The organism is Aeromonas sp. R6-2 (genome assembly GCF_040908155.1).
GTDB classification, from domain to species: domain Bacteria; phylum Pseudomonadota; class Gammaproteobacteria; order Enterobacterales; family Aeromonadaceae; genus Aeromonas; species Aeromonas schubertii.
This window is the reverse complement of record NZ_JBFODE010000038.1, coordinates 27647-52794: the sequence shown is the minus strand read 5'-3', so window position 1 is coordinate 52794 and position 25148 is coordinate 27647. Positions and strand designations below refer to the sequence as shown.

Below are 25148 nucleotides of genomic sequence, written 5' to 3'. Positions count from 1 at the left end.
CCTCCTTTTAGCATGACAGTCCGGCGATTAGGCCAGAGCAGCCTTTGCCTTTTCAACCAGAGCGGTGAAAGCAACCTTGTCGTGAACGGCGATATCAGCCAGGATCTTGCGATCGATCTCGATGGAAGCTTTCTTCAGACCGTCGATCAGACGGCTGTAAGACAGGCCGTTCTGACGGGAAGCCGCGTTGATACGGGCAATCCACAGCTGACGGAACTGACGCTTCTTCTGACGACGGTCACGATAGGCGTACTGACCGGCCTTGATTACCGCTTGAATCGCTACGCGATATACGCGGGAACGGGCACCGTAGTAACCTTTAGCTGCTTTCAGAACTTTCTTGTGACGAGCACGAGCGGTCACACCACGTTTTACTCTTGGCATTTCTCACATCCCTCTCTTATGCGTACGGCAGGCAGGCAACAACACGTTTCTTGTCAGAGGCAGAGACCATGGTCTTCGGGCCCAGCTGACGCTTACGCTTGCTGCTCTTCTTGGTCAGGATGTGACGCAGGTGGGCGTGCTTGCACTTGAAGCCACCAGAGCCAGTCTTCTTGAAGCGCTTGGCAGCGCCCCGGTTGGTTTTGAGTTTCGGCATTTCTAACTCCGCATTGTGAGTAACAACAAAATAGTCAGGCGAACAGGCTCGCGGGTTACCCCACGAGCCTGTCACTTGTGGGCCTGATTATTTCTTCTTGGGTGCGAGGACCATCACAGCTTGACGGCCTTCGACTTTCGGGAAGGACTCGACCACGGCCAGCTCTTCCAGATCGCTCTTGACGCGCTCCAGCACCTTGATACCAAGATCCTGGTGAGCCATTTCACGACCACGGAAGCGCAAGGTCACCTTGGCCTTGTCACCTTCCTCGAGGAAGCGAACCAGGTTGCGCAGTTTTACCTGGTAGTCGCCTTCATCGGTACCAGGACGGAATTTGATTTCCTTAACCTGGACAACTTTTTGTTTCTTCTTCTGCTCTTTGGCAGTCTTGCTCTTTTCGTAGAGGAACTTGCCGTAATCCATGATCCGGCAAACGGGCGGCTCAGCGTTAGGACTGATCTCTACCAGATCGACCCCGGCTTCAACGGCCAGGTTCAGGGCTTCCTGGATAGTGACGATACCCAAGGGTTCTCCGTCAACACCAGTCAGACGAACCTCTTTGAGACGAATTTCGGTATTGATACGATGAGCGCGGGCTTGCGGCTGCTTGCCCAGTTTTTTTCCGCCTTTTATAGCTTATTCCTCCACTCTTTTTTGTCCGCGGGTCTGAACTTCCTGAGTGAGCAGTGCAATCAGCTCCTCAACCGGATAGGTTCCCAGGTCAGCCCCCTTGCGAGTGCGAACAGCAATTTTGCCGGATTCGACTTCTTTGTCGCCGCAAACCAGCATATAGGGCACTCGCTTCAAAGTATGCTCGCGGATTTTAAAGCCAATCTTCTCATTTCTCAAGTCTGCTTTCGCACGCAGACCCGCATCATTCAATGCCTTGGCCACTTGAACCGCATAATCAGCCTGGTTGTCGGTGATATTCATGACAATGGCCTGAGTCGGTGCCAACCAGGTCGGGAAGAAGCCGGCGTACTCTTCGGTCAGGATCCCGATGAAGCGCTCGATTGAGCCCAAAATGGCGCGGTGGATCATCACGGGCACGTGACGCTCGTTGTCCTCACCCACATAGGTGGCACCGAGGCGACCCGGCAGGGCAAAGTCGAGCTGGACGGTGCCGCACTGCCAGGCGCGGTCCAGGCAGTCGTGCAGGGTGAACTCGATCTTCGGACCGTAGAAGGCACCCTCACCCGGCTGCAGATCGTACTTCAGACCATTCTGGGTCAGGGCTTCGGCCAGGGCGGCCTCGGCTCGATCCCACATCTCGTCGGTACCGATACGCTGCTCGGGACGAGTGGAGAGCTTGACCACGATATTCTCGAAGCCAAAGGTACCGTAGACGTCATACACCATGCGGATACAGGCCGACACCTCTTCCATCACCTGCTCTTCGGTACAGAAGATGTGGGCGTCATCCTGGGTGAAGCCGCGTACACGCATCAGGCCATGCAGGGAACCGGAAGGCTCGTTGCGGTGGCAGGAGCCAAACTCGGCCATACGCAGGGGCAGATCGCGATAGGACTTGAGGCCCTGGTTGAAGATCTGCACGTGACCCGGGCAGTTCATCGGCTTGATGGCGTACTCGCGGTTCTCGGACTGGGTAGTGAACATGGCGTGGGCATACTTCTCCCAGTGGCCAGAGCGCTCCCACAGGACGCGATCCATCATGAAGGGGCCTTTCACCTCCTGATAGTCGTACTCCTTGAGCTTGCCGCGGATGAAGGTCTCCAGCTCGCGGAAAATGGTCCAGCCGTCGTTGTGCCAGAACACCATCCCTGGGGCCTCTTCCTGCATATGATACAGGTCAAGCTGCTTGCCAATCTTGCGGTGATCGCGTTTGGCAGCCTCTTCGAGGCGCTGCAGGTAAGCCTTGAGCTGCTTCTTGTCGGCCCAGGCGGTGCCATAGATGCGTTGCAACATCTTGTTGCTGGAGTCACCACGCCAGTAGGCGCCGGCGATTTTTTGCAGCTTGAAGTGGTGGCAATGGCGCATGTTGGGGACGTGCGGGCCACGGCACATGTCGATGTACTCTTCGTGATGGTACAGACCCGGACGATCATCGCGGGCGATGTTCTGATCCAGGATCTCCATCTTGTAGGTCTCCCCGCGGGCCTCAAAGGCATCGCGGGCCTCCTGCCAGGAGACCTTCTTCTTGACCACGTCGTAATCTTTGGATGCCAGCTCAAGCATACGCGCTTCCAGGGCAGCCAAATCTTCGTCGGTCAGGGAGCGGTCGAGATCCACGTCGTAGTAGAAACCGTTGTCGATGACAGGACCGATGGCCATCTTGGTCTGCGGCCACAGCTGCTTGATGGCATGGCCGAGCAGGTGCGCACAGGAGTGACGCAGGATCTCCAGCCCCTCTTCGTCCTTGGCGGTGATAATAGAGAGGGTGGCATCCTCGGCGATCACCTCGCAGGCATCCACCAGCTCGCCATTGATACGACCGGCGATACACGCCTTGGCAAGACCGGGGCCGATGTCGGCGGCGACATCCATGACGGAGACGGGTTGAGCGAATTGACGTTGGCTGCCGTCGGGCAGGGTAATGATTGGCATCTTGAAATCCTTATACAGTGGTGACCCACACCAAAGGCCACATGCAAAGAGTTAAGTCTGTTGAATGGACAACACGAATACACCCGAGTGTTCGCTCTACTCTGCAAACAGGCACCAAGAGGAGACACACACAGGCGTCGTCTCAAGGGCGGATCAGGTGACGGGGCATAGTAACAGATGAGATAGAAAGGGGGTAACAAAAATAGCCGCCAAGCGCCTGCCCTACTGGATCCCTTGGCAACGACAACGGTAGAGAAACAGCCGCATGGAGGCATCAGCCTCGGCGGCGGACAACTCCCGGCAGCATGTGCCTTGCAACGGAGAGAGGCTGACGAGCAGGATGCGAGCCTGCTCCAGAGTCAAGGCACCAGAGGCCACGGCGGGCTCTAGCCAATGGGGAAGGGGTTCCATGATGTGCCTCCTGACAATCTAATGACACGCTCGATAACGCAATGCATTAATGCTGCCAAGGCTCCATCACGATTTGACGAGCCGTTCCAACTCATCGAAGGAGAAGCTCCCCTCCCCGAGTTCGTACTTGGCCATCTCTTGTAATACGCGCAGGGCCGATTCATTGCCACTCGAGGCTGCCCTCACCAGCCATCGCTTCCCCTTCTCCCATTCATGCCGGCCCTCGATCCCCAGCAGGCAGAGCACCCCAAACTTGAGCTGCGCCGCCACTACCCCACTTTTGGCGGCAATCTCCATCCATCGATAGGCTGCCCCCAGGTCCTGCCTGGTTCCCTCCCCTCTCAGATAAACCTCGGCCAGACGATATTGGCCGCTTGCCTCGCCACGTCTGGCGGCATCCTCATAGAGGGCGATGGCCGTCCGGCTATCCTGAGCGACACCGGCACCGGCCTCGTAGGCATGGGCGAGCAAAACCTGGGCTCTGAGATCACCCTGCTCGCGCAGACGTTGCCAAATTGCAACCGCATCGACAAAACGCGACTCCTGCCAGGCCTGCTGGGCACGCTGCCAATCGCTGATATCGTGAATGCGCCAGAGAGCACCGAGGATCAGCGCCAGAAACAGGATCCTTTTCATTGCACGCCCCACTTTGTGACCGTCATCACAAAGGTTGTAACAACGAAGTAAATAAGGGGCAAGAAAAAATAAGGCCCTCGCGATGCGAGGGCCAAGCCAACGGAAACGTGCTTAAACAGAGCTTTGCACCCGCAGTCACGGCTTGTCCTATGGGAAAAGAGAAGCCTGATGGCGAGGTACCCGCTCAATCTAGCCACCTCACAATGTTGCGTCAATGTAAAAAATAGAGTCTTAACTCCAACTTCGGGAAACTGATCCGAAGTCACAACGCCCAAGGAGTGGCGTCACTTGGCAATCAAAAGATTTATCTGTTATGTCTTTGACAAAGGATTGAGTAACGTGGCAAAAATAATTTAACAGTCAGTAACATAGGGCCTGTATCGAGAGACGGGCCGCAAAGTGGGAGGACCTTCATCAGGGTAAGGGCAGGAAAGAGAGTTTGTTCTGCTTTCAATACGCGATGAGACAACGAGTAGGCTTAACTTAATAGAAGCATGTCGCCGCGGCGATACGCCTTTTCAGGGTAAGCGACTATCTATTACGGGGGTAAAAGGTTATGGGCATCTTCGAGCATTATCAACAGCGCTACGAGAAAGCCAGGGAAGAGGAGTACACCATCCAGGAGTTTCTGGATATGTGCAAGCAGGATAATAACTGCTACGCCTCGGCCGCCGAACGACTGCTGGCCGCCATCGGTGAGCCGGAGATGGTGGATACCTCGACCAATCCACGCCTGAGCCGGATCTTCTCCAACCGGGTGATATCCCGTTACCCCGCCTTCAAGGACTTCTACGGCATGGAAGAGGCGATCGAGCAGATCGTCTCCTACCTCAAGCATGCCGCTCAGGGACTCGAAGAGCGTAAACAGATCCTCTATCTGCTCGGTCCTGTCGGGGGCGGTAAGTCCTCTCTGGCCGAGAAGCTCAAGTCCCTGATGCAGAAAGTTCCCATCTATCGCATCAAGGGCTCCCCGGTCAACGACCACCCCTTCTGCCTGTTTGATATGGAAGAAGACGGCGAGCTGCTCGAGCGCGAGTATGGCATTCCGCGTCGCTATCTGCGTCCCATTATGTCTCCCTGGGTAGCCAAACGTCTGCACGAATTCGGCGGCGACATCACCAAGTTCCGGGTTGAGAAGGTCAATCCCTCCATTCTGGATCAGATAGCCATCGCCAAGACCGAGCCCGGTGATGAGAACAACCAGGACATCTCCTCTCTGGTGGGCAAGGTCGACATCCGCATGCTGGAGCACTTCGCCCAGGATGATGCCGATGCTTACTCCTACTCCGGCGCCCTGTGCAAGGCCAATCAGGGGATGATGGAGTTTGTCGAGATGTTCAAGGCGCCCATCAAGGTGTTGCACCCGCTGCTGACCGCGACTCAGGAAGGGAACTACAACGGCACCGAGGGGATCTCTGCCCTGCCGTTTGAGGGGATCATCCTCGCCCACTCCAACGAGTCGGAATGGCAGCAGTTCAAGAACAACAAGAACAACGAGGCGTTCCTCGATCGAGTCTACATCGTCAAGGTGCCTTACTGCCTGCGCGTCTCGGAAGAGGTGAAGATCTACGAGAAGTTGCTGCAAAACAGCCAGTTGACCGAGGCCAAGTGTGCCCCGGGCACCCTGGAGCTGCTCGGCCAGTTCTCTGTCCTCTCTCGCCTCAAGGAGCCCGAGAACTCCAGCCTCTACTCCAAGATGCGGGTCTATGACGGTGAGAGCCTCAAAGATACGGACCCCAAGGCCAAGAGCCACCAGGAGTATCGCGACTACGCCGGCGTCGACGAGGGGATGAATGGCCTCTCGACCCGCTTCGCGTTCAAGATCCTCTCCCGGGTGTTCAACTTCGACCACTCGGAGGTGGCCGCCAACCCGGTGCATCTCTTCTATGTGCTCGAGCAACAGATAGAGCGCGAGCAGTTCCCCCAAGAGCTGCATGACCGCTATCTGGAGTTCATCAAGGGATATCTTATCCCCCGCTATGTGGAGTTTATTGGCAAGGAGATCCAGACCGCCTATCTGGAGTCCTACTCTGAATATGGGCAGAACATCTTCGACCGTTATGTCACCTACGCCGACTTCTGGATCCAGGATCAGGAGTACCGCGATCCCGAGACCGGCCAGCTGTTTGACCGCTCCGCGCTCAACAGCGAGTTGGAGAAGATCGAGAAACCGGCCGGGATCAGCAATCCGAAGGATTTTCGTAACGAGATCGTCAACTTTGTGCTGCGGGCTCGTGCCAACAATGCCGGCCGCAACCCGACCTGGACCAGTTACGAGAAGCTGCGCACCGTGATCGAGAAGAAGATGTTCTCCAATACCGAGGAGCTGTTACCGGTCATCTCGTTTAACAGCAAGACCTCGGCCGAAGAGCAGAAGAAACACGACAACTTCGTCGCGCGGATGATGGAGAAAGGGTATACCCGCAAACAGGTGCGCCTGCTCTCTGAGTGGTACTTGAGGGTGCGTAAGTCATCCTGAGCCTGATGGCCAAGGGGGGAATATGGCGCATTTCATCGATCGCAGACTGAACGGCAAGAACAAGAGCGCTGTCAACCGGCAGCGCTTCATCCGCCGTTACAAAAAACAGATAAAACAAGCGGTCTCCGATGCTGTGGCAAAACGCAGCATTCAGGATGTGGACAAGGGCGAGAGCATCAGCATACCGACCCGTGACATCACCGAGCCCCATTTTCATCAGGGGCGCGGTGGTAAACGGGAGATGGTGCACCCCGGCAACGATCAGTTTGTGGCCGGGGACAAGATAGATCGCCCGCAAGGAGGCGGCAGTGGCGGCGGCAGCGGTGAGGGCCAGGCCTCCAATCAGGGAGAGGGGGCCGATGACTTCGTGTTCCAGATCTCCAAGGATGAGTACCTCGATCTGCTGTTCGAGGATCTCGAGCTGCCCAATTTGCAGAAAACCCAGCTTAACCAATTGATGGAGGTGAAAACCTATCGAGCCGGCTACACCTCAAACGGGGTGCCGACCAACATCAATGTGGTGCGCTCCCTGCAAAACTCCCTGGCACGGCGGGTCGCCCTGCAGGCGGGCAAGAAACGTAAAGTACGCGAGCTGGAGGAGCGACTCGCCCTCTTGATGCAAGATCCCAACGAACACCATGCCGAGATAGCCCAGATTGAGCGGGAGATCCGGGAGCTGCGCAAGAAGATTGAGGCCGTGCCCTTTATCGACACCTTCGATCTGAAGTTCAACAACTTCGTGAAACGGCCGGTTCCCTCCAGCCAGGCGGTGATGTTCTGCCTGATGGACGTCTCGGGCTCCATGGATCAGGCCACCAAGGATATGGCCAAGCGCTTCTATATCCTGCTCTACCTCTTCCTGACCCGCACCTACAAGAACGTAGAGGTGGTCTATATCCGCCACCATACCCAGGCCAAGGAGGTGGACGAGCACGAGTTCTTCTACTCCCAGGAGACCGGCGGCACCATCGTCTCGAGCGCCCTCAAGATGATGAGCGAGATCGTCAGCGAACGTTATCCGGCCAGCCAGTGGAACATCTACGCCGCTCAGGCTTCAGATGGCGATAACTGGGCCGATGACTCTCCCCTGTGCAAAGAGCTGCTCATCAAGGAGATCATGCCGAGGGTTCGTTACTACTCCTATATCGAGATCACCACGCGAGCCCACCAGACTCTGTGGCACGAGTACGAATCGGTGGCCAGCCAGTTCCCCAACTTTGCCATGGAGCATATCCGCAAGCTGGAGGATATCTACCCGGTATTCCGGGAGCTGTTCAAGAAACAAGCCGCCTGAGGGGATGCGTTATGAGTGAGACTGCCATCAAGAGACATACCCCGCTCGATGACGGGCCGGACTGGAACTTCGATCTGCTGGAGATCTACCACAAGGAGATCGCCCGGGTTGCCGCTCACTACAGGCTGGACACCTACCCCAACCAGATCGAGGTGATCACCGCCGAGCAGATGATGGATGCCTACTCCAGCGTTGGCATGCCGATTGGCTACCATCACTGGTCTTATGGCAAGCACTTCATCCAGACCGAGCGTAACTACAAGCGTGGTCAGATGGGGCTGGCCTACGAGATCGTCATCAACTCCGATCCCTGCATCGCCTACCTGATGGAGGAGAACACCATGCCGATGCAGGCCCTGGTCATGGCCCACGCCTGCTATGGACACAACTCCTTTTTCAAGAACAACTACCTGTTCAAGACCTGGACCGATGCCTCGTCCATCATCGACTACCTGCTGTTTGCCAAGAAATACATCAGCGAATGTGAGGAGAAACACGGTATCGAGGCCGTCGAGAGCCTGCTCGACGCCTGTCATGCCCTGATGAACTTCGGGGTCGATCGCTATAAACGGCCACAAAAGCTCTCCCTGGCCGAAGAGAAACGGCGCCAGAAAGCCCGTGAAGACTATCTGCAGACCCAGGTCAACGAGTTGTGGCGTACCCTGCCCAAGCAGGCACGCAGCGAGGGGGCCGCCGAGCGGCGCTACCCGCCCGAGCCTCAGGAGAACATCCTCTATTTCATCGAGAAGAATGCCCCCCTGCTCGAGCCCTGGCAGCGTGAGGTGGTGCGCATCGTGCGCAAGATAAGCCAGTACTTCTATCCCCAGAAGCAGACTCAGGTAATGAATGAGGGGTGGGCGACCTTTTGGCACTACACCATCCTCAACCACCTCTACGATGAGGGAAAGCTGAGCGATCGCTTCATGATGGAGGTGCTGCACAGCCACACCAATGTCATCTATCAACCCCCCTATAACAGCCGCTACTACTCGGGGATTAATCCCTATGCCCTGGGATTTGCCATGTTCACTGACTTGCGGCGAATTTGTGAGCACCCGACCGAGGAGGACAGATACTGGTTCCCCGACTATGCCGGCACCAATTGGGTCGACACCCTGCATTTCGCGATGCAGAACTTCAAGGACGAGAGCTTCATCAGCCAGTTTCTGAGCCCCAAGGTGATGCGTGATCTCAAGCTCTTCTCCATCGATGACGACGACATGAAGAACTATCTGAAGGTCTCGGCCATCCATAACGAAGAGGGCTACCGCAAGCTACGAAGCATACTGTCGGCCCAGTACAACCTGAGTAACCTCGAGCCCAACATCCAGGTCTACAACGTGGCGGTGAAGGGTGATCGCTCCCTCACCCTGCGCTATGTGCCCCACAACCGTATCCCTCTCGGGGATTCACGCCATGAGGTGATGCGTCATCTGCATCAGCTGTGGGGTTTCGATGTGATACTGGAGCAGGATAACGGCGAGCTCAGTCCCGAGATCATCTCCCGCTGCCCCGACAAAAAGAGCAGTTGAGACCAACAAAAAGCGCGCCGGTTGGCGCGCTTCTTCTATCGGGCAATCCTCAATGATCGCAGAAGTTACTGGGCATGTGTTCACGCAACCTTGCCCAGTGCTTGCCAGACTCCACACCGTAGAGGCGCACAGCCTGGAAAACAGATTCATAGTCCTTGTTTTCCGCCAGCTTCTGCAGGGCCTGGTAGTAATCTGCTGCCGTCTGACGGGCCTGCTTGTCGGAGAAGTAGTAACGACCGACTCTGGCATACAAGCCCTTGAAACCGTTGAGGATCAGGGCATAGATGGGATTGCCCGAGGCAAAGGAGAGCTGGTGCAGCAGACGGTAATCGAAGTCGGCATAGGCTTCGGCACTGTCTTCCACATCGGCGAATGAGCGCAGGATCTCTGCGGCGCGCTCCGGATTGTTGCGCACGGCGCCCCGAATGAAGATGGTGCTGATGTTGGTACGGGCAGAGAGCAGTTGGGCCACCAGATCGGGAACCTTGTCCTGATCCAGGCGCGCCAGCGTCTCGAGGATATTGAGGCCCGAGGTCTCCCAGAAGTTGTTCACCTTGGTGGGCTTGCCATGCTGTATAGTCAGCCAGCCATCACGGGCAAGACGCTGCAGCACCTCGCGCAGGGTGGTACGAGTCACCCCGATGAGCTCGGAGAGCTCCCGCTCGGCAGGGAGGATAGACCCGGGAGGAAAGCGATTATTCCAGATGGATTCGATGATGTACTCTTCGGCAAACCCAGCCGGGCTCTGCGCTTTTATGACCATGAACGGGCTCTACAAGTGATGACAATGTTAAAGGCCCACGAATGATAGCAAAGGCAGCGACCATGGCAAACAAAAGGTCAGTCCTCTGGGCACCCCTTTATCACTTTTTTCGTGGCTAAATCGTCAAATGATTCCCAAGGCAAACGTTAGTCTAAATGTCATCCGGCAAATTATTGATTAATATCATGGGGAACTGAGTCAAACTAAGAAACTATCACCCCCCTGTCCCGTACTGCATGGTGCATACGGGTAGTAAAACGGACGTTTTCCAACCAGAGAGAACACTATGCAGGTAAGCTTCGGACGTGCCCTGGCACAAAACTTCTTGGGGCATGCGCCTAACTGGTACAAGGCCGCCATCCTGACCTTCCTCATTATTAACCCGGTCGTCTTCTACATCGATCCCTTCATCGCCGGCTGGCTGTTGGTGGTGGAGTTTATCTTCACCCTGGCCATGGCGCTCAAGTGCTACCCCTTGCAACCCGGGGGGCTGCTCGCCATCGAGGCAGTCGCCATCGGCATGACGACTCCCTCCCAGGTCAAGCATGAGCTGGCCGCCAACATGGAGGTCTTGCTGCTGCTGGTGTTCATGGTCGCAGGCATCTACTTCATGAAGAACCTGCTGCTCTATGTCTTTACCAAGCTGCTCATCCGCATCCGCTCCAAGAGCGCCCTCTCCATGGCCTTCTGCCTGGTGGCCGCCTTTCTGTCCGCCTTCCTCGATGCCCTGACCGTCATCGCCGTGGTGATCAGCGTCGCCACCGGCTTCTACGCCATCTACCACAAGGTAGCCTCTGGCAAGGGGTTTCATCACGAGCACGATCATCAGGATGACAGCGCCCTCAACGAGATAAGCCACGACGACCTCGAAGGGTTTCGCGCCTTCCTGCGCAGCCTGATGATGCACGCAGCCATCGGCACGGCATTGGGCGGCGTCTGCACTCTGGTCGGTGAACCCCAGAACCTCATCATCGGTGAACAGGCCGGCTGGCAGTTTGCCGAGTTTGCCGTTCGCATGGCACCGGTAAGCGTCCCTGTCTTCATCTTCGGCCTGCTCACCTGCCTGCTGGTCGAGAAGATGGGCTGGTTCGGCTATGGCGCCAAACTGCCCGAACGCGTGCGTCAAATCATGCTCGACTACGACGCCCATGAAGATGCCCGCCGTACCCGCCACGATCAGCTCAAGCTGCTGGCCCAGTCCCTTATCGCCGTCTGGCTGGTCATCGGCCTGGCGCTGCATCTGGCGGCCGTCGGCCTGATCGGTCTCTCCGTCATCGTGCTGGCCACCTCACTGACCGGCGTCACCGATGAGCACGCCATCGGCAAGGCGTTCCAGGAGGCCCTCCCCTTCACCGCCCTGCTGGCCGTGTTCTTCTCCGTCGTGGCCGTGATCATCGATCAGCAGCTGTTCCGTCCTGTGATAGAGCTGGTGCTGGCCGCCAAACCCGAGAATCAGTTGGCGCTTTTCTACCTGGCCAACGGGGTTCTCTCCATGGTCAGTGACAACGTCTTCGTCGGTACTGTCTATATCAATGAGGTTAAAACCGCCCTGTTGAATAAGGCCATCACCCGGGATCACTTCGACCTGCTGGCGGTGGCCATCAACACAGGGACCAACCTGCCGTCGGTGGCGACCCCGAATGGACAGGCCGCCTTCCTCTTCCTGCTCACCTCGACCCTGGCCCCGCTGCTGCGCCTCTCTTATGGTCGCATGGTCTGGATGGCCCTCCCCTATACACTCGTGCTGGCGGGGGTCGGTTTCCTCTGCATCGAGTGGGTGCTGCCGGGTATGACCCAGCAATTTTATGACTGGGGCTGGCTCACTCACCATGCCGCCAGCGCCGTCGGCGCCGCAACCGGACACTGATATGCAAGGGGCCCTGGGCCCCTTTTCTTTCCCTTTCTGCTCTGCTCTAATGCCCCCTCGACTCCCATTCAGGCGGTTCTTATGGTTGAATTCTTACGCACGCTGGCGGCCAAACGCTGGCCCTGGGCCCTCTTGGCCGGCACGGCGCTCTCTCTTGAGCTCTGCGCACTCTTCTTTCAGCATGTGCTCGGGCTGCACCCTTGCGTCATGTGCATCTATGAGCGTATTGCCGTCCTGGGTATCGTCGCGGCAGGCCTGCTCGGTACCCTGAACCCAGAGCGCCTGTGGCTGCGCTGGAGCGCCATGGTGTTGTGGGGATACAGCGCCTTCCACGGTCTGCAGTTGGCCTTGCGCCACGTGGATTACCAGGTCAATCCCTCCCCTTTCAACGTCTGCAGCCCCTATGCAGACTTCCCGAGCTGGATGCCGCTGGATCAGTGGATCCCCTGGCTCTTTATGCCGAGCGGGGATTGTTCCGAGATCACCTGGCAGTTTCTGACCCTCTCCATGCCTCAGTGGCTGGTCGGCATCTTCGCCGCCTACCTGCTGGTCTTCATCGTGGTGGCGGTGGGCAACCTGGCCAAAGGACGCTGCTGTCAGTGAATCGGACAATAAAAAACGGAGCTAGTGGCTCCGTTTTTTATATGGGGCAAGCTTAGCTGGCCCAGAAGATGATGTGATCTTCCCAGTCACCGGCGAAGGCTTCGTGTACCACCTTGCCGCGCACCGATTGGCCGGCCCTGTGCATGGCAGAGGCACTGCCGGTCAGCAGAGGGTGCCACTCGGGGAGTTGTGCCTCCTCGGCCAACAGACGATAGGCGCAGGTTGAGGGAAGCCAGTGATACTCGTCGATCTTGTCGGCAGTGATCTGCAGACAATCGGGTTCACGGGTGAAGCGGTTGGCATAGTCGGAACACTGGCAGCTCTTGGTATTGAGCAGATTACAGGCGACGTTGGTGAACACCAGCTCATCGGTCTCTTCGTCGATGAGCTTGTTGAGACAACACTTGCCGCAGCCGTCGCAAAGCGACTCCCACTCGCCGGGACTCATCTCATCGAGGCGTTTCACCTGCCAAAACGGGGTTTGCATCATCTTGTCTCACTCACAACCAAAGCGGCAGGGTTATACCGGCAGCCGGGGATAAAATCAAGGCACAGCCCCTGTTCATGGCTGCGGTGTTGCCCCCTTGAGCGAGGCCTTATGCTGTGCGAGCAGGTTCTCCTGGGGAGGAGGAAGCTGCAGATAGAACCCCTGTGCAACCAGCGCCGCCATCACCTTCTCCACATTGGAGATACTCAGGGGCTTGGCCGGGTCGAGCTTGGTCATCATCACCAGTTGCGGCGGGCCAAAGGTGCTTCTGAGCGCATCCGGTACCCGGGAAAAATCATCACGACGCTCGATAAAGAGATATGTGTCGGCTTTTTTGCGACTTTTATAGACTGCACACAACATGTAACTTGATATAATCCGTGCGATTGATTGCCTCTTGTGGGGGCAAACTATACCATCGGAATGTCAATAACAATAACGGATTGCCTTGCGGATCGGGGATGATTCATGGTCGAACGGGATAATGAAATAAAAGGCGCTACTTTTACCCTCTCGGTTCTTCACATCACCGATGCCAACCCGGACAAGATCCGTTCCTTGCTCGAGAGCAAGGTGGCCCAGGCCCCCCATTTCTTCAACTGCGCTCCTCTGGTACTCAACGTCGAGATGCTCGATGCAGTGCCCGATTTCGAGGCGCTCAAGGATTTGGTAGAGTCCGAAGAGTTTATTCTCGTCGGTATCACTGGGGCGCGCAGCGAGGCGATGAAGACTGCCGCCAAGGCGGCCGGCATTGCCGTCATGAGTTCGGGCAAGAAACGACCGGATCCGGTGGCTCCCGTCGCCCCCAAGCCCGAGCCGCCGACCGTGATCCCGACTCGTGTGCATGTGGGACCGGTTCGTTCGGGGCAGCAGATCTATGCGGCAGGGACCTCTCTGGTGGTTTTGGGCTCGGTCAGCCCGGGGGCAGAGGTCATCGCCGATGACAGCATCCATATTTATGGCACCTTGCGTGGCCGCGCCATCGCCGGCGCACGGGGTAATACCCAGGCCCGCATCTATTGCCAGCAACTGGCGGCAGAGCTGCTCTCTATCGCTGGAACTTTCCAGCTCAGTGACGCCCTGCCGGCAGGCTTGATTCAGAGGCCGGTCCACGTCCGCCTCGATAAAGAACAACTTCGTATAGACAGCATCAAATAGAGCTACAAGGAAGCGATAATGGCGCGAATCATAGTCGTAACGTCAGGTAAGGGCGGCGTCGGCAAAACCACCACCAGTGCGGCGCTCAGTACCGGTCTGGCACAGCGTGGTCATAAGACCGTCGTCATCGATTTCGATATTGGTCTTCGTAATCTCGACCTCATCATGGGCTGCGAGCGCCGTGTGGTCTATGACTTCGTCAACGTCATCAACGGTGAGGCCAACCTCAATCAGGCGCTTATCAAGGACAAGCGGGTCGAGAATCTCTCCATCCTGCCGGCCTCCCAGACCCGTGACAAGGATGCCCTGACCAAGGAGGGTGTCGAGAAGGTATTGAACCAGCTCCACGAGATGGGGTTTGACTATATCGTCTGCGACTCACCGGCCGGTATCGAAGCCGGCGCCCTGATGGCGCTCTACTTCGCCGACGAGGCGATCGTCACCACCAACCCCGAGGTCTCCTCGGTGCGTGACTCCGACCGTATCCTCGGCATCCTGGCCTCCAAGTCTCGTCGTGCCGAGCGTGGCGAAGATCCCATCAAGGAGCATCTGCTGCTGACCCGCTACTGCCCGACCCGCGTTAACCGTGGTGACATGCTGAGCGTGCAGGATGTGCAGGAGATCCTGGCCATCCCCCTGCTCGGGGTGATCCCCGAGTCCCAGGCGGTGCTGCGCGCCTCCAACTCCGGTGAGCCGGTCATTCTCGACAAAGAGTCCGACGCCGGCATGGCCTATGACGACGCTGTCTCCCGTCTGCTGGGAGAGAGCAAGGAGTTTCGGTTCCTTCAGGAAGAGAAGAAAGGCTTCTTTAGCCGATTGTTCGGGAGTTAAGCATGTCATTATTGGATTATTTCCGCTCCAACAAGAAACAGAACACCGCACAGCTGGCCAAGGAGCGTCTGCAGATCATCGTCGCCCACGAGCGCACCAGCAGAGGGGGGCCGGATTACCTGCCCCAACTCAAGCAGGACATTCTGGACGTGATCCGCAAATATGTCGCCATCGATCCGGACCGGGTCTCGGTGCAACTCGACAAGAAGAGCGATGAGCTCTCGGTGCTCGAGCTCAACATCACCTTCTCGGACGACAAGAAGTAACCACGCCTCATCATGGTCCTGATCTCCCCCCCATGACCGGAGCCTCGCCTCCGGTCATCCTTTATCTGGCAGTCCATGTCGCCTCTCGCACGCTTTTGATTGCCTGCTGGGCGGGGAGTGGTATGGTGTAGCACCATTTATCTGAGGAGCAATCCATGAGTGTCCTGCGTTTTCTGTTCAACCTGCTGTGGTTCCTGCTGGGCGGTGTCCTGATGGGGCTTGCCTGGTGGTTGGCCGGGTTGCTCTGCTTCATCTCTCTGGTCGGCATTCCGTGGGGGCGCGCCTGCTTCATGATTGGCACCTTCACCTTCTTCCCCTTTGGCAAGACCACCATCAATCGCCGCTTCATCACGGGTCGCGACGACATCGGCACCGGCACCCTGGGGCTGATCGGCAACATCCTCTGGTTTGTGCTGATCGGCGTCTGGCTCGCCATCGGCCACATCACCTCGGCCCTGGCCTGCTTTATCACCATCATCGGCATCCCGTTTGGCATCCAGCACCTCAAGCTGGCGGTGGCCAGCCTGGCCCCCATCGGCCAGACGGTGGTCACCAAACACGAGGCCGAGACCGGCCAATACATTCGCTGATACCGGAGGGCAGGTTTAACCTGCCCTCTCTCTTTTCTGGTATCCACTGATGGGTATACCCTGACCACTGGCTCGTTAACGGAAACCAAGCATGCTGCCCAGTCACTTTTTTGCCAACCTCTCGCGCATGAAGCTCATCTATCGCTGGCCTCTGATGCGCAACATCCAGTCTGAAAATATCGCCGAGCACAGCCTGCAGGTGGCCATGGTGGCTCATGCCCTCGGCACCATACGCAACACCCTGTTCGGTGGTCAGGTGGATGCCGAGCGGGCCGCCGTCATCGCCCTGTTTCACGACGCCACCGAGGTACTGACCGGCGATCTCCCTACGCCGGTCAAGTACTACAACCCCGAGATAGCCCGGGAGTACAAGAAGATTGAGCTCGCCGCCGAGCAACGCCTGCTGGCCATGCTTCCCCCGGCCCTGCATCAGGCCTATCGTCCCCTGCTCGACTCGGCGCATCTCGATACCGAGCTCACTCGTCTGGTCAAGGATGCAGACACCCTGTGCGCCTATACCAAGTGTCTGGAGGAGCTGGCGGCGGGTAACCGGGAGTTTGAGCCGGCCCGTCGACGCCTCGAGGAGATGCTGGATCAGCGCATGAGCCCGGAAATGCGCTACTTTATCGACACCTTCGTGCCGAGTTTCTCCCTGCCCCTGGACGAACTCAACGCCCACTGAGCGCCAATGCAAAGAGGGAGGCCAGTGGCCTCCCTCTTTGCATCCAGGGGTGGCGCTTAGCGCCCCAGCTCCCTGGCCGGCACCAGGCCGCTGGCCCGCCACGCCGGGTAGAGGGTGGCGATAAAACTCATCAGGATAGCGGCTCCCGTGACCAGCCCCAGATCGAGCCAGTGCAGCTCGGTGGGTAAAAAGTCGATGAAGTAGATCTCGGGGTTGAGGAAGCGATGACCGATAAGGCGCTCCAGCCCTCCCATGATGGGGGTGAGATACTCGGAGAGCACTCCGCCGAGCAGGGCGCCGAGCAGGGCACCGAGCACACCGTTGACCATCCCCTGAATGACGAAGGTCTGGCGGATCTGGGCCGCGCTCGCCCCCATGGTCTTGAGGATAGCGATCTCCCCGCGCTTCTCATTGACCGACATCACCAGGGTCGAGACGATGTTAAAGCAGGCCACCGCCACCACCATCAGCATCACCACCACCATGACGGTACGCACCATCTGGATATCCTGATAGAGATAGCCCTGGCTGTTCATCCAGCTGCGAATATAGACGTGGTGGGGAAACTTGCTGGCGGCGGCCACGGTGATGGACTGCGCCTTGAACACGTCATCCACCTTGAGGCTAAAGCCCGTGACCGCGCTCCCCATTCCCGTGATGCTCTGGGCATCGGCCAGGTGCATGAAACCAAGCAGGCCGTCGAGCTGGCCACCTATTTCGAGCAGCCCCACCACCTTGAGCAGCTGGCGTCTGGGTTGCTTGATCCCCTCACCACCCTCGGGCATCAGCAGCCCCACCGTATCGCCCACCTTGAGGCCCAGCTTGCGGGCGATGGCGGCGCCCAGAATGACCCCGTTCTCCCCCTCCTCAAGCTCGGCGAACCCCTTGCCGGTCATGTACTCGTCGGCATCGGAGATCTGCTCCTCATACTCGGGCAGGATGGCGCGCAGCTGCACCCCCTTGAGGTGGCTACCGCTCTCGAGCAGGCCGTTGATGCGGATGACGGGGCTCACCGCCGCCACCCCGGGCTGGGCCAGCAGATACTCTCTTAGCCCGGGCCAGTCGGCGATGGGCGATTCGACCGCATCGAGTTCCCCCTGGGGGATCACGGTCAGCACCCGGTTCTTGAGCTCACGCTCGAAACCGTTCATGGCCGAGAGACCGAGGATGAGCGCCATCACCCCGAGGGCAATGCCGATAAGCGACGAGGCCGAGATAAACGAGATGAAACCGTTACGCTGGCGTGAACGGCTGTAGCGCAGGCCCAGAAAGAGGGGCAGCGGCTTGAACATCAGGCAACCTCCGCCATCACGCCGCTCACCAGGGTGACCCGGCGATGCAGCTTGGCCGCCAGGCCCAGATCGTGGGTCACCACCACGAAGGCGGTGCCCAGCTCACGGTTAAGCTCGCACAAGAGCTCGTAGACGGCGGTGGCGCTGGCGTGATCCAGGTTACCGGTCGGCTCGTCGGCCAGCACCAGGCTCGGCTCCCCGACCAGGGCGCGGGCGATGGCCACTCGCTGGCGCTCACCACCGGAGAGTTCGGAGGGCCTGTGATGGAGTCGATGGGAGAGACCGACCCGTGCCAGCATGGCCGCCGCCTTGTCGCTCGCCTCCTTGACGCTGGCGCCGCCGATCAGCAGGGGCATGGCGGCGTTTTCCAGGGCGCTGAACTCCGAGAGCAGGTGATGGAACTGGTAGACAAACCCCAGCTCCCGGTTACGGAAACGGGCCTGCTCGCCGCTGCTCCAGCCGTGGATATCCTGGCCGCGAAACAGCACCTTCCCAGAGGTAGGGGTATCCAGGGCCCCGAGCAGGTGCAGCAGGGTACTCTTGCCCGAACCCGAGCTGCCGACCACCGCCAGCATCTCCCCCTGTGCCACGCTGAGATCGATCCCCTTGAGCACCGGGGTCTCAAGCGTTCCCTCCCGATAGACGTGGTTAATGGCCAGGCACTCCAGCAACGGCTTGTTCATCGACATGCTTGCAACTTCCAACTTATTCATAACGAAGGGCCTGGGCCGGACGCACACGAGCGGCACGGGCGGCAGGATAGAGGGTGGCGCTAAAGCTCAGGAGCACGGCACCGAGCAGGATCACCGCCACCTGCAGGGGGTCGACGATGACCGGCAAGCCGGCCCCCCCTGCGGCCATATAGAGGTTGAGACCGATGGCGCTGAGCAGAGGGTTGAGACCCAGGGTCAGGGCCAGTCCGGCCAATCCCCCCGCCAGGGCACCGACGACCCCGCTCGAGGCGCCGAGCACCATGAAGATGCGCACCACGGCCGATTCGGTCATCCCCATGGTACGCAGGATGGCGACCTCGCTCTCTTTATCGCCGACCACCATGACCAGAGCCGAGAGAATATTAAAGGTAGCCACGGCGATGATGAGCACCAGCATCAGTCCCATCATGCGCTTCTCCATGGCCACCGCCTGGAACAGCTCGCCTCGCTCCCGGCGCCAGTCCTGCCAGATCAGGTGATCGGGCAGCGGCTGGCTCACCACACTATCGACGGCGAAGGCGTCGTCGAGCCACAGGCGCAGACCGCCCACCTCCTCGGCGGGCAGGCGCAGCAGACGCTTGGCATCGCTCAAATTGATCAGGGCTATCTGGTTATCCACATCGGCACCCACCCCGAAAATACCGGAGACGGTAAAAAGGCGCTGGGCGGGCACTCGGCCGAAGGGGGTATAGCGGCTCCCCTCGGTCAGCAGCAGTCGCACCTGGTCACCCAGGCTCACTCCCAGGGTTCGGGCGACCCCTTGCCCCAGCACGATGTGATAACTGCCCGGTGTCAGGGTATCCAGAGTGCCGGTCTGCATCTGGCGATGGAGCAGATCATCGGCGGGCCAGCGCTTCGGGTCGATCCCCTGCACGCTGACGCCGGTCAGCTCTCCCGGGCTCTGCAGCATTCCCTCGGTGGCCAGCATGGGGGCCACCGCCTGCACATGAGGCAGGGCCGACAGGGTATCGGCCAATCCCGCCGGGGGCACCAGACGCCCCTCGCTACCGGTCACGACCACCTGGGGAATAACCCCCAGGATGCGTCCCTTGAGCTGCCCTTCGAAGCCATTCATGACCGAAATCACCACCATCAGGGCGGCGACCCCGATGGCGATGCCGAAGGTAGAGAAGAGGGAGATGAAGGAGACGAAACGGTTACTGCGTCGTGACCCTGCGTATCGCAGGCCGATGGCCAGCGCAAGTGGCTGAAAAAGTCCGGTCTTCAAGGATCTGCCGTTGCCAAGAAAATAAGATACCGGATAATAATGGGAAACCGTCCATGACAACAAGGGATAGCCGCCATGCACGAAGAGTTCTTCAGTGTCGTCCACTCGCTGCCGGTCAATGTGATTCCGGTTCAGGGGGATCACCTTCCCTCCATCGCCGAGCTGGAAGCCGAGATGCCGGAGCCGTTTCGCATCGCATCGGCGATCTCGGCGATCGATCTGGGTACCAGCCGACTGATGCGAGCCCAGGGGAGCGAGCACCTGCAAGATCTTATCGAGGTGATCAACCAGCAGTCGCGCAAGATAGACCTCATCATGGGCTATGTGCTGGCGGTGCAGGATCACCCTGAGCATCGCTTCCACACCCTGCGCCTGGGTGGCGGTGAGCTGCACTATCTCTTCCCCTTCGAGGACCACGGTGAGCCCCCCAAGAGCGGCCAGCTGGTCCGCCTCAAGATCTTCCTGCGCGAGGAGGCCTCGGCCGTCTATTGCTATGGTCGTGTCAAGGGGGTCACCAGGGGGGAGCATGGCCACCATGTGGAACTCGACTATGCCTGTATCCGTGACGAGGATCGGGAGCTGCTGGTTCGCGCCAGCCTGCATATCCAGTCCCGTCAGCTTAAACAGCGCGCCTCAGAGCGCCATCGCAATACCTGATCCAGCCCCATGACTCGACTCTCTCTACCGGCCTTGCCCCGCAAGGCCGGTCTCAAACTGACCATAGGCAACCTCACCGGTTGTGCCCTTGCCCTGACCATCGGTGAGCTGGCCCACCAGCATGACCGCCCCCTGCTGCTGGTCACCGCCGATACCCCGAGCGCCCTGCGTCTCGAACAGGAACTTGCCTTCCTGCTCGAGGGGAGCGACTGTCCCGTGCTGCTCTTCCCGGACTGGGAAACGCTGCCCTACGACACCTTCTCGCCCCACCAGGACATCCTCTCCCAGCGTCTCGAGACCCTCTATCGTCTCCCGACCATGGCACGGGGCATCATCATAGTCCCGGTTACCACCCTGATGCTGCGCTGCCCTCCTCGCAGCTATCTGGACCGCTTCAGCCTGCAGCTCAAACAGGGGCAGCGCCTCTCCCTGCAGGGGCTGCGTTCACGCCTTGCCGAGGCGGGTTACGTGGCGGTAGAGCAGGTGCTCGAGCACGGGGAGTTTGCCGCCCGCGGCTCCCTGCTCGATCTCTTCCCCATGGGGAGCCAGAGCCCCTATCGCATCGACTTCTTCGACGACGAAGTGGACTCCATCCGCCCCTTCGACCCCGAGACCCAGCGCTCACGGGAGCCCATCGAGCGGGTCAATCTGCTGCCGGCCCGGGAGTTTCCCACCGACGAGGCGGCCATCGAGCGTTTTCGTGGCCACTATCGGGAGCATTTCGAGATCTCCCGCGCCGACGGGGCCATCTATCAGGAGGTGAGCAAGGGTCGCTGGCCGGCCGGTATCGAGTACTATCTGCCGCTCTTTTTCGACGAGACGGCGCACCTGTTTGATTACCTCCCCGCCGACAGTCTGCTCATCACGGTCGGTGATACCTATGCCGCCGCCGGGCGCTTCTGGGGAGATATTCAGCAGCGTTACGAAGAGCGCCGTTGGGATCAGAGCCGACCCCTGCTCCCCCCCATGGCCCTCTATCTGCCGGTTGAGCAGCTCTTTGCCAGCCTGGGCCAGTATGGCTGGGTGGCGCTGCAGGAGGGGAGCGATACCCCCCACGATCTGGGACTGACCCGCCTGCCCGAACTCACCCTGGATCACAGCCAGGAGCAACCCCTGGCCGCCCTGCAGCACTTTTTGCAAGGCTTTGCCGGTCGCGTCCTGTTTACGGTGCCCAGTGAAGGACGGCGCGAGGCGTTAAAGGATCTGTTGGCCCGTATCGATCTCAGACCCGCCACCGTGCCCACGCTGGATCACTTCTTTGCCGGTAGCGATCCCCTCGCCATCCTGGTCTGCCCCCTCGAGGGGGGTCTGATCCTGCCGGGGGGAGAGCTTGCCATCATCACCGAGAGCGAGCTGCTCGGTGGTCGGGTGCGCAGCCAGCGCAAGCGAGAGCGCGCCAAGCAACTGAGCTCGGATGCGGTGATCCGTAACCTCGGCGAGCTGACTCAGGGTCAGAGCGTGGTGCATCTGGATCACGGTATCGGTCGTTATCTGGGACTCGAGACCCTCACCGCCGGCGGCCTGCCCACCGAATTCCTGACCCTGGAGTATGCCGGTGGCGACAAACTCTTCGTGCCGGTCACCAGCCTCCATCTCATCAGCCGCTACACGGGCTCGGACAATCCCCCCTGTCACAAGCTCGGCGGTGAGACCTGGGCTCGCGCCAAACGCAAGGCCGCCGAAAAGGTGCGCGATGTGGCGGCCGAGCTGCTCGACATCTACGCCCACCGGGCGGCACGCAGCGGCTTTGCCTTCCGCCACGACAAGGATGCCTACCGCCAGTTTGCGGCCGGCTTCCCGTTTGAGGAGACCGAGGATCAGCTCAATGCCATTAACGCCGTGCTCGGCGACATGTGCCAGGGCAAGAGCATGGACCGTCTGGTGTGTGGCGACGTGGGTTTTGGCAAGACAGAGGTGGCCATGCGCGCGGCCTTTGTGGCCGTGCACGGGGGCAAGCAGGTGGCGGTGCTGGTGCCCACCACCTTGCTCGCCCAGCAGCACTATGACAACTTCCGCGACCGCTTCGCCAACTGGCCGGTGCGGGTCGAGGTATTGAGCCGCTTTCGCTCCGCCAGGGAGCAGAGCGCCGTGCTGGCCGATCTCAACGAGGGCAAGGTCGACATCATCATCGGCACCCACAAGCTCTTGGGATCCGATCTCACCTTCAAGGATCTGGGCCTGCTCATCGTCGATGAGGAGCACAGGTTCGGGGTGCGCCAGAAGGAGAAGATCAAGGCCCTGCGGGCCGATGTGGACATCTTGACCCTGACCGCCACCCCGATCCCGCGCACCCTCAACATGGCCATGTCGGGGATGCGCGATCTCTCCATCATCGCCACACCACCCGCCAAGCGACTGGCCATCAAGACCTTCGTGCGCCAGCACGACCCGGCCGTGGTGCGCGAGGCGGTGCTGCGTGAATTGAAGCGTGGCGGTCAGGTCTACTACCTGCACAACGACGTGGAGAGCATCGACAAGTGCGCCGGCGATCTGGCCGAGCTGATCCCCGAGGCCCGTATCTCGGTGGCCCACGGCCAGATGCGCGAGCGTGAGCTCGAGCGGATCATGTCGGATTTCTACCACCAGCGTTTCAACCTGCTGGTGTGCACCACCATCATAGAGACCGGCATCGACGTGCCGAGCGCCAACACCATCATCATGGACCGGGCCGATCATCTGGGGTTGGCCCAGTTGCACCAGCTGCGCGGTCGGGTCGGGCGCTCCCACCACCAGGCCTATGCCTATCTGCTCACCCCTCATCCCAAGCTGATGACCAAGGATGCCGCCAAGCGGCTCGAGGCCATCGCGTCGCTCGAAGATCTCGGTGCCGGCTTCGCCCTGGCCACCCACGATCTGGAGATCCGGGGCGCCGGTGAGCTACTCGGCGACGATCAGAGCGGCCAGATCGAGTCGGTGGGCTTCACCCTCTACATGGAGATGCTGGAGCAGGCGGTGGAGGCGCTCAAGAGTGGCAAGGAGCCCTCCCTCGACACCCTGCTCTCGGATCACACCGAGGTGGAGCTGCGCCTGCCGGCCCTGTTGCCCGACGACTACCTGCCGGACGTTAACATGCGTCTGTCCACCTACAAGCGGATCGCCAGCTGTACCTCGCAAGAGGAGCTCGATGAGCTGAAAGTCGAGCTGATCGATCGCTTCGGCCTGCTGCCCGAGGCGACCAAGACCCTGCTCGAGATCGCGGCCCTGCGCCTTGGGGCAACCCGCCTCGGGATCAAGCGCCTGGAGATGAGCGAGCGCGGCGGCTATCTGGACTTTTCCGAGAAGACCACGGTCGACCCCACCTTCCTGGTGCGCCTGCTCACCGAGCAGCCACGCATCTACAAGATGGAGGGGCCGAGCCGACTGCGCTTTAACGTGGTGACCGGCGATCGCGAGAGCCGCCTGAGGGTGGTCGGCGATCTGCTCGCCGAACTCTCCCGCCACAAGATGGCGTGAGTCGATAACAAAAGAGGGCAGCCGGATGGCTGCCCTCTTGCTATGGCCTGGTGGCTCCGCCCTCAAGCGGCCAGGCTACGCAGCCAGGCGATCTCTTCGCCCCAGATGGTCTCGTCGATGGTCTCGAGGATGAGGGGAATGCGATCGAAACGGGCATCCTTCATCACATAGTGGAACACCGCCTCACCAAGGTTCCCCTCGCGCAGGCTGTGGTGGCGATCGACCCGGCTGCCGAAGGTGCACTTGGCGCCGTTGATGTGCATCCCTTTGAGGTAGCCAAAGCCCACCATGCGCTCGAAGTCGCCAAATACCCGCTCGCACCCCTCGGGAGTGCGCAGATCATAACCGGCGGCAAAGGCGTGGCAGGTGTCAAAGCAGATGCCGACCCGCGACTTGTCCTCCACACCCTCGATGATGGCCGCCAACTGCTCGAACGACCAGCCGAGGTTGGTTCCCTGGCCCGCCGTGTTCTCGATCACGGCCGTGACCCCCTGGGTCTGCTCCAGGGTCCAGTTGATGGACTCGCTCACCAGCTTGAGGCTGACCGCCTCGGGGATCTTGCCGAGGTGGCTGCCGGGGTGGAAGTTGAGGTAACAGAGCCCCAGCTGCTCACAGCGGCGCATCTCGTCCAAAAAGGCATCCCGGGACTTGGCCAGTCCCTCGGGCTCGGGGTGGCCCAGATTGATGAGGTAGCTGTCGTGGGGCAGCACCTGCTCGGGCAGGAAGCCGGCCCGCTCCATGCCGCGCTGGAAGGCATCGATAGACTTGGCCGTGAGTGGCGCGGCCTGCCACTGACGCTGATTCTTGGTAAAGAGGGCGAAGGCGTTGGCGCCGATGGCCTCGGCGCGGGCTATGGTGTTCTCCACGCCACCGGCGGCGCTGACGTGGGCTCCGATATATTTCATGGTCTCTCCTTATTGCGCCGCCATTATGCCCTCCCCCCGTTCACACACCAACCGCCCCCAGGCGATAGGGCCAAACGATCCGCTCGATGATGTCCCATTTGGGGAAAAACAAAGCAACACAAACAACAATGAAAACAA

General features: G+C 59.5%; 25 protein-coding genes. 12 read left to right on the top strand and 13 right to left on the bottom strand.

The window, feature by feature from the left end; all coding sequences use genetic code 11:
- Positions 1-27: 27 nt before the first annotated feature.
- The 6 genes from rplT to AB5Y48_RS10010 form a co-directional block, all read right to left on the bottom strand.
- Positions 28-384, bottom strand: a complete 357-nt coding sequence (gene rplT, locus AB5Y48_RS10035; protein ID WP_005355412.1) for a 50S ribosomal protein L20 — start codon at positions 382-384, stop codon at positions 28-30.
- Positions 385-400: 16 nt separating this feature from the next.
- Positions 401-598, bottom strand: coding sequence for a 50S ribosomal protein L35 (gene rpmI / locus AB5Y48_RS10030; protein ID WP_005355413.1), 198 nt, complete (start codon positions 596-598; stop codon positions 401-403).
- An 87-nt stretch (positions 599-685) separates the two neighbouring features.
- On the bottom strand, positions 686-1213 hold the full coding sequence (infC, locus tag AB5Y48_RS10025; protein ID WP_263434471.1) for a translation initiation factor IF-3: 528 nt from the start codon (positions 1211-1213) through the stop codon (positions 686-688).
- A 21-nt stretch (positions 1214-1234) separates the two neighbouring features.
- Positions 1235-3163 carry a threonine--tRNA ligase gene (gene thrS, locus AB5Y48_RS10020; RefSeq protein WP_368164307.1) on the bottom strand — a complete coding sequence of 643 codons (1929 nt, stop codon included), beginning with the start codon at positions 3161-3163 and terminating at the stop codon, positions 1235-1237.
- Between the two features lie 222 nt (positions 3164-3385).
- Entirely contained in the window at positions 3386-3574 is a 189-nt protein-coding gene (locus AB5Y48_RS10015; RefSeq protein ID WP_060586866.1) for a hypothetical protein, read from the bottom strand.
- A gap of 66 nt (positions 3575-3640) precedes the next feature.
- Positions 3641-4210, bottom strand: coding sequence for a tetratricopeptide repeat protein (locus AB5Y48_RS10010; protein ID WP_050667642.1), 570 nt, complete (start codon positions 4208-4210; stop codon positions 3641-3643).
- A gap of 556 nt (positions 4211-4766) precedes the next feature.
- Between AB5Y48_RS10010 and AB5Y48_RS10005 the strand changes: the two genes are divergently transcribed.
- Genes AB5Y48_RS10005 through AB5Y48_RS09995 form a run of 3 tightly spaced genes read left to right on the top strand, consistent with a single transcriptional unit; the run spans position 4767 to position 9515 of the window.
- Entirely contained in the window at positions 4767-6689 is a 1923-nt protein-coding gene (locus tag AB5Y48_RS10005) for a PrkA family serine protein kinase (RefSeq protein WP_224163381.1), read from the top strand.
- A gap of 22 nt (positions 6690-6711) precedes the next feature.
- Positions 6712-7983: a YeaH/YhbH family protein gene (locus AB5Y48_RS10000; protein ID WP_136613270.1), complete on the top strand. Its 1272-nt coding sequence runs from the start codon at positions 6712-6714 to the stop codon at positions 7981-7983.
- A gap of 11 nt (positions 7984-7994) precedes the next feature.
- Entirely contained in the window at positions 7995-9515 is a 1521-nt protein-coding gene (locus AB5Y48_RS09995; protein ID WP_050667639.1) for a SpoVR family protein, read from the top strand.
- A 49-nt stretch (positions 9516-9564) separates the two neighbouring features.
- Here the strand turns inward: AB5Y48_RS09995 and fadR are convergent, their stop codons facing one another.
- Positions 9565-10278, bottom strand: a complete 714-nt coding sequence (gene fadR, locus AB5Y48_RS09990; RefSeq protein WP_050667638.1) for a fatty acid metabolism transcriptional regulator FadR — start codon at positions 10276-10278, stop codon at positions 9565-9567.
- A gap of 286 nt (positions 10279-10564) precedes the next feature.
- Here fadR and nhaB point away from each other — a divergent pair, with 286 nt between their 5' ends.
- Both nhaB and dsbB read left to right on the top strand, forming a co-directional pair.
- Positions 10565-12145 carry a sodium/proton antiporter NhaB gene (gene nhaB, locus AB5Y48_RS09985; RefSeq protein WP_050667637.1) on the top strand — a complete coding sequence of 527 codons (1581 nt, stop codon included), beginning with the start codon at positions 10565-10567 and terminating at the stop codon, positions 12143-12145.
- An 81-nt stretch (positions 12146-12226) separates the two neighbouring features.
- Positions 12227-12748 carry a disulfide bond formation protein DsbB gene (gene dsbB / locus AB5Y48_RS09980; protein ID WP_050667636.1) on the top strand — a complete coding sequence of 174 codons (522 nt, stop codon included), beginning with the start codon at positions 12227-12229 and terminating at the stop codon, positions 12746-12748.
- 52 nt (positions 12749-12800) lie between these two features.
- On the opposite strand, the gene AB5Y48_RS09975 is transcribed toward dsbB, so the two are convergent.
- Together AB5Y48_RS09975 and AB5Y48_RS09970 are read right to left on the bottom strand one after the other, a co-directional pair.
- On the bottom strand, positions 12801-13235 hold the full coding sequence (locus tag AB5Y48_RS09975) for a YcgN family cysteine cluster protein (protein ID WP_368164306.1): 435 nt from the start codon (positions 13233-13235) through the stop codon (positions 12801-12803).
- A gap of 75 nt (positions 13236-13310) precedes the next feature.
- Positions 13311-13598: a YcgL domain-containing protein gene (locus tag AB5Y48_RS09970; RefSeq protein WP_060586871.1), complete on the bottom strand. Its 288-nt coding sequence runs from the start codon at positions 13596-13598 to the stop codon at positions 13311-13313.
- A gap of 105 nt (positions 13599-13703) precedes the next feature.
- Here AB5Y48_RS09970 and minC point away from each other — a divergent pair, with 105 nt between their 5' ends.
- The 5 genes from minC to yfbR all read left to right on the top strand — a co-directional run bounded on the left by minC (position 13704) and on the right by yfbR (position 16762).
- Positions 13704-14393: a septum site-determining protein MinC gene (minC, locus tag AB5Y48_RS09965; RefSeq protein ID WP_224160684.1), complete on the top strand. Its 690-nt coding sequence runs from the start codon at positions 13704-13706 to the stop codon at positions 14391-14393.
- An 18-nt stretch (positions 14394-14411) separates the two neighbouring features.
- The gene (gene minD, locus AB5Y48_RS09960) at positions 14412-15224 is read left to right on the top strand and encodes a septum site-determining protein MinD (protein WP_050667633.1); all 813 of its coding nucleotides are present in this window, start codon (positions 14412-14414) and stop codon (positions 15222-15224) included.
- Positions 15225-15226: 2 nt separating this feature from the next.
- Positions 15227-15490: a cell division topological specificity factor MinE gene (gene minE, locus AB5Y48_RS09955; RefSeq protein ID WP_050667632.1), complete on the top strand. Its 264-nt coding sequence runs from the start codon at positions 15227-15229 to the stop codon at positions 15488-15490.
- Positions 15491-15645: 155 nt separating this feature from the next.
- Positions 15646-16080 (top strand): YccF domain-containing protein, encoded by a 435-nt coding sequence (locus tag AB5Y48_RS09950; RefSeq protein WP_050667631.1) that lies wholly within the window; start codon positions 15646-15648, stop codon positions 16078-16080.
- A gap of 91 nt (positions 16081-16171) precedes the next feature.
- Positions 16172-16762, top strand: coding sequence for a 5'-deoxynucleotidase (gene yfbR, locus AB5Y48_RS09945; protein WP_060586874.1), 591 nt, complete (start codon positions 16172-16174; stop codon positions 16760-16762).
- 56 nt (positions 16763-16818) lie between these two features.
- Here the strand turns inward: yfbR and lolE are convergent, their stop codons facing one another.
- From lolE to AB5Y48_RS09930, 3 genes are read right to left on the bottom strand one after another with little or no spacing between them, the layout of a single operon-like run.
- Positions 16819-18054 (bottom strand): lipoprotein-releasing ABC transporter permease subunit LolE, encoded by a 1236-nt coding sequence (gene lolE, locus AB5Y48_RS09940; RefSeq protein ID WP_224160685.1) that lies wholly within the window; start codon positions 18052-18054, stop codon positions 16819-16821.
- Positions 18054-18743: a lipoprotein-releasing ABC transporter ATP-binding protein LolD gene (gene lolD / locus AB5Y48_RS09935; protein WP_136613265.1), complete on the bottom strand. Its 690-nt coding sequence runs from the start codon at positions 18741-18743 to the stop codon at positions 18054-18056. The genes lolE and lolD overlap by 1 nt, the downstream gene beginning before the upstream one ends.
- 16 nt (positions 18744-18759) lie before the next feature.
- The gene (locus AB5Y48_RS09930; protein ID WP_136613264.1) at positions 18760-19995 is read right to left on the bottom strand and encodes a lipoprotein-releasing ABC transporter permease subunit; all 1236 of its coding nucleotides are present in this window, start codon (positions 19993-19995) and stop codon (positions 18760-18762) included.
- A 75-nt stretch (positions 19996-20070) separates the two neighbouring features.
- On the opposite strand from AB5Y48_RS09930, the gene AB5Y48_RS09925 reads away from it, so the two are divergent.
- Positions 20071-20652, top strand: a complete 582-nt coding sequence (locus AB5Y48_RS09925) for a PilZ domain-containing protein (protein WP_224160686.1) — start codon at positions 20071-20073, stop codon at positions 20650-20652.
- 9 nt (positions 20653-20661) lie between these two features.
- Positions 20662-24105 carry a transcription-repair coupling factor gene (gene mfd, locus AB5Y48_RS09920; protein WP_224160687.1) on the top strand — a complete coding sequence of 1148 codons (3444 nt, stop codon included), beginning with the start codon at positions 20662-20664 and terminating at the stop codon, positions 24103-24105.
- 62 nt (positions 24106-24167) lie between these two features.
- Here mfd and nfo read toward each other — a convergent pair whose 3' ends face one another.
- Entirely contained in the window at positions 24168-25010 is an 843-nt protein-coding gene (nfo, locus tag AB5Y48_RS09915; protein ID WP_136613261.1) for a deoxyribonuclease IV, read from the bottom strand.
- Positions 25011-25148: the final 138 nt, after the last annotated feature.

Excerpts from the sequence above, each read along its gene's own strand:
- rplT (WP_005355412.1), bottom strand. The coding sequence starts at position 384 with ATGCCAAGAGTAAAACGTGGTGTGACCGCTCGTGCTCGTCACAAGAAA.
- rpmI (WP_005355413.1), bottom strand. The coding sequence starts at position 598 with ATGCCGAAACTCAAAACCAACCGGGGCGCTGCCAAGCGCTTCAAGAAG.
- thrS (WP_368164307.1), bottom strand. The coding sequence starts at position 3,163 with ATGCCAATCATTACCCTGCCCGACGGCAGCCAACGTCAATTCGCTCAA.
- AB5Y48_RS10015 (WP_060586866.1), bottom strand. The coding sequence starts at position 3,574 with ATGGAACCCCTTCCCCATTGGCTAGAGCCCGCCGTGGCCTCTGGTGCC.
- AB5Y48_RS10010 (WP_050667642.1), bottom strand. The coding sequence starts at position 4,210 with ATGAAAAGGATCCTGTTTCTGGCGCTGATCCTCGGTGCTCTCTGGCGC.
- AB5Y48_RS10005 (WP_224163381.1), top strand. The coding sequence starts at position 4,767 with ATGGGCATCTTCGAGCATTATCAACAGCGCTACGAGAAAGCCAGGGAA.
- AB5Y48_RS10000 (WP_136613270.1), top strand. The coding sequence starts at position 6,712 with ATGGCGCATTTCATCGATCGCAGACTGAACGGCAAGAACAAGAGCGCT.
- AB5Y48_RS09995 (WP_050667639.1), top strand. The coding sequence starts at position 7,995 with ATGAGTGAGACTGCCATCAAGAGACATACCCCGCTCGATGACGGGCCG.
- fadR (WP_050667638.1), bottom strand. The coding sequence starts at position 10,278 with ATGGTCATAAAAGCGCAGAGCCCGGCTGGGTTTGCCGAAGAGTACATC.
- nhaB (WP_050667637.1), top strand. The coding sequence starts at position 10,565 with ATGCAGGTAAGCTTCGGACGTGCCCTGGCACAAAACTTCTTGGGGCAT.
- dsbB (WP_050667636.1), top strand. The coding sequence starts at position 12,227 with ATGGTTGAATTCTTACGCACGCTGGCGGCCAAACGCTGGCCCTGGGCC.
- AB5Y48_RS09975 (WP_368164306.1), bottom strand. The coding sequence starts at position 13,235 with ATGCAAACCCCGTTTTGGCAGGTGAAACGCCTCGATGAGATGAGTCCC.
- AB5Y48_RS09970 (WP_060586871.1), bottom strand. The coding sequence starts at position 13,598 with ATGTTGTGTGCAGTCTATAAAAGTCGCAAAAAAGCCGACACATATCTC.
- minC (WP_224160684.1), top strand. The coding sequence starts at position 13,704 with ATGGTCGAACGGGATAATGAAATAAAAGGCGCTACTTTTACCCTCTCG.
- minD (WP_050667633.1), top strand. The coding sequence starts at position 14,412 with ATGGCGCGAATCATAGTCGTAACGTCAGGTAAGGGCGGCGTCGGCAAA.
- minE (WP_050667632.1), top strand. The coding sequence starts at position 15,227 with ATGTCATTATTGGATTATTTCCGCTCCAACAAGAAACAGAACACCGCA.
- AB5Y48_RS09950 (WP_050667631.1), top strand. The coding sequence starts at position 15,646 with ATGAGTGTCCTGCGTTTTCTGTTCAACCTGCTGTGGTTCCTGCTGGGC.
- yfbR (WP_060586874.1), top strand. The coding sequence starts at position 16,172 with ATGCTGCCCAGTCACTTTTTTGCCAACCTCTCGCGCATGAAGCTCATC.
- lolE (WP_224160685.1), bottom strand. The coding sequence starts at position 18,054 with ATGTTCAAGCCGCTGCCCCTCTTTCTGGGCCTGCGCTACAGCCGTTCA.
- lolD (WP_136613265.1), bottom strand. The coding sequence starts at position 18,743 with ATGTCGATGAACAAGCCGTTGCTGGAGTGCCTGGCCATTAACCACGTC.
- AB5Y48_RS09925 (WP_224160686.1), top strand. The coding sequence starts at position 20,071 with ATGCACGAAGAGTTCTTCAGTGTCGTCCACTCGCTGCCGGTCAATGTG.
- mfd (WP_224160687.1), top strand. The coding sequence starts at position 20,662 with ATGACTCGACTCTCTCTACCGGCCTTGCCCCGCAAGGCCGGTCTCAAA.
- nfo (WP_136613261.1), bottom strand. The coding sequence starts at position 25,010 with ATGAAATATATCGGAGCCCACGTCAGCGCCGCCGGTGGCGTGGAGAAC.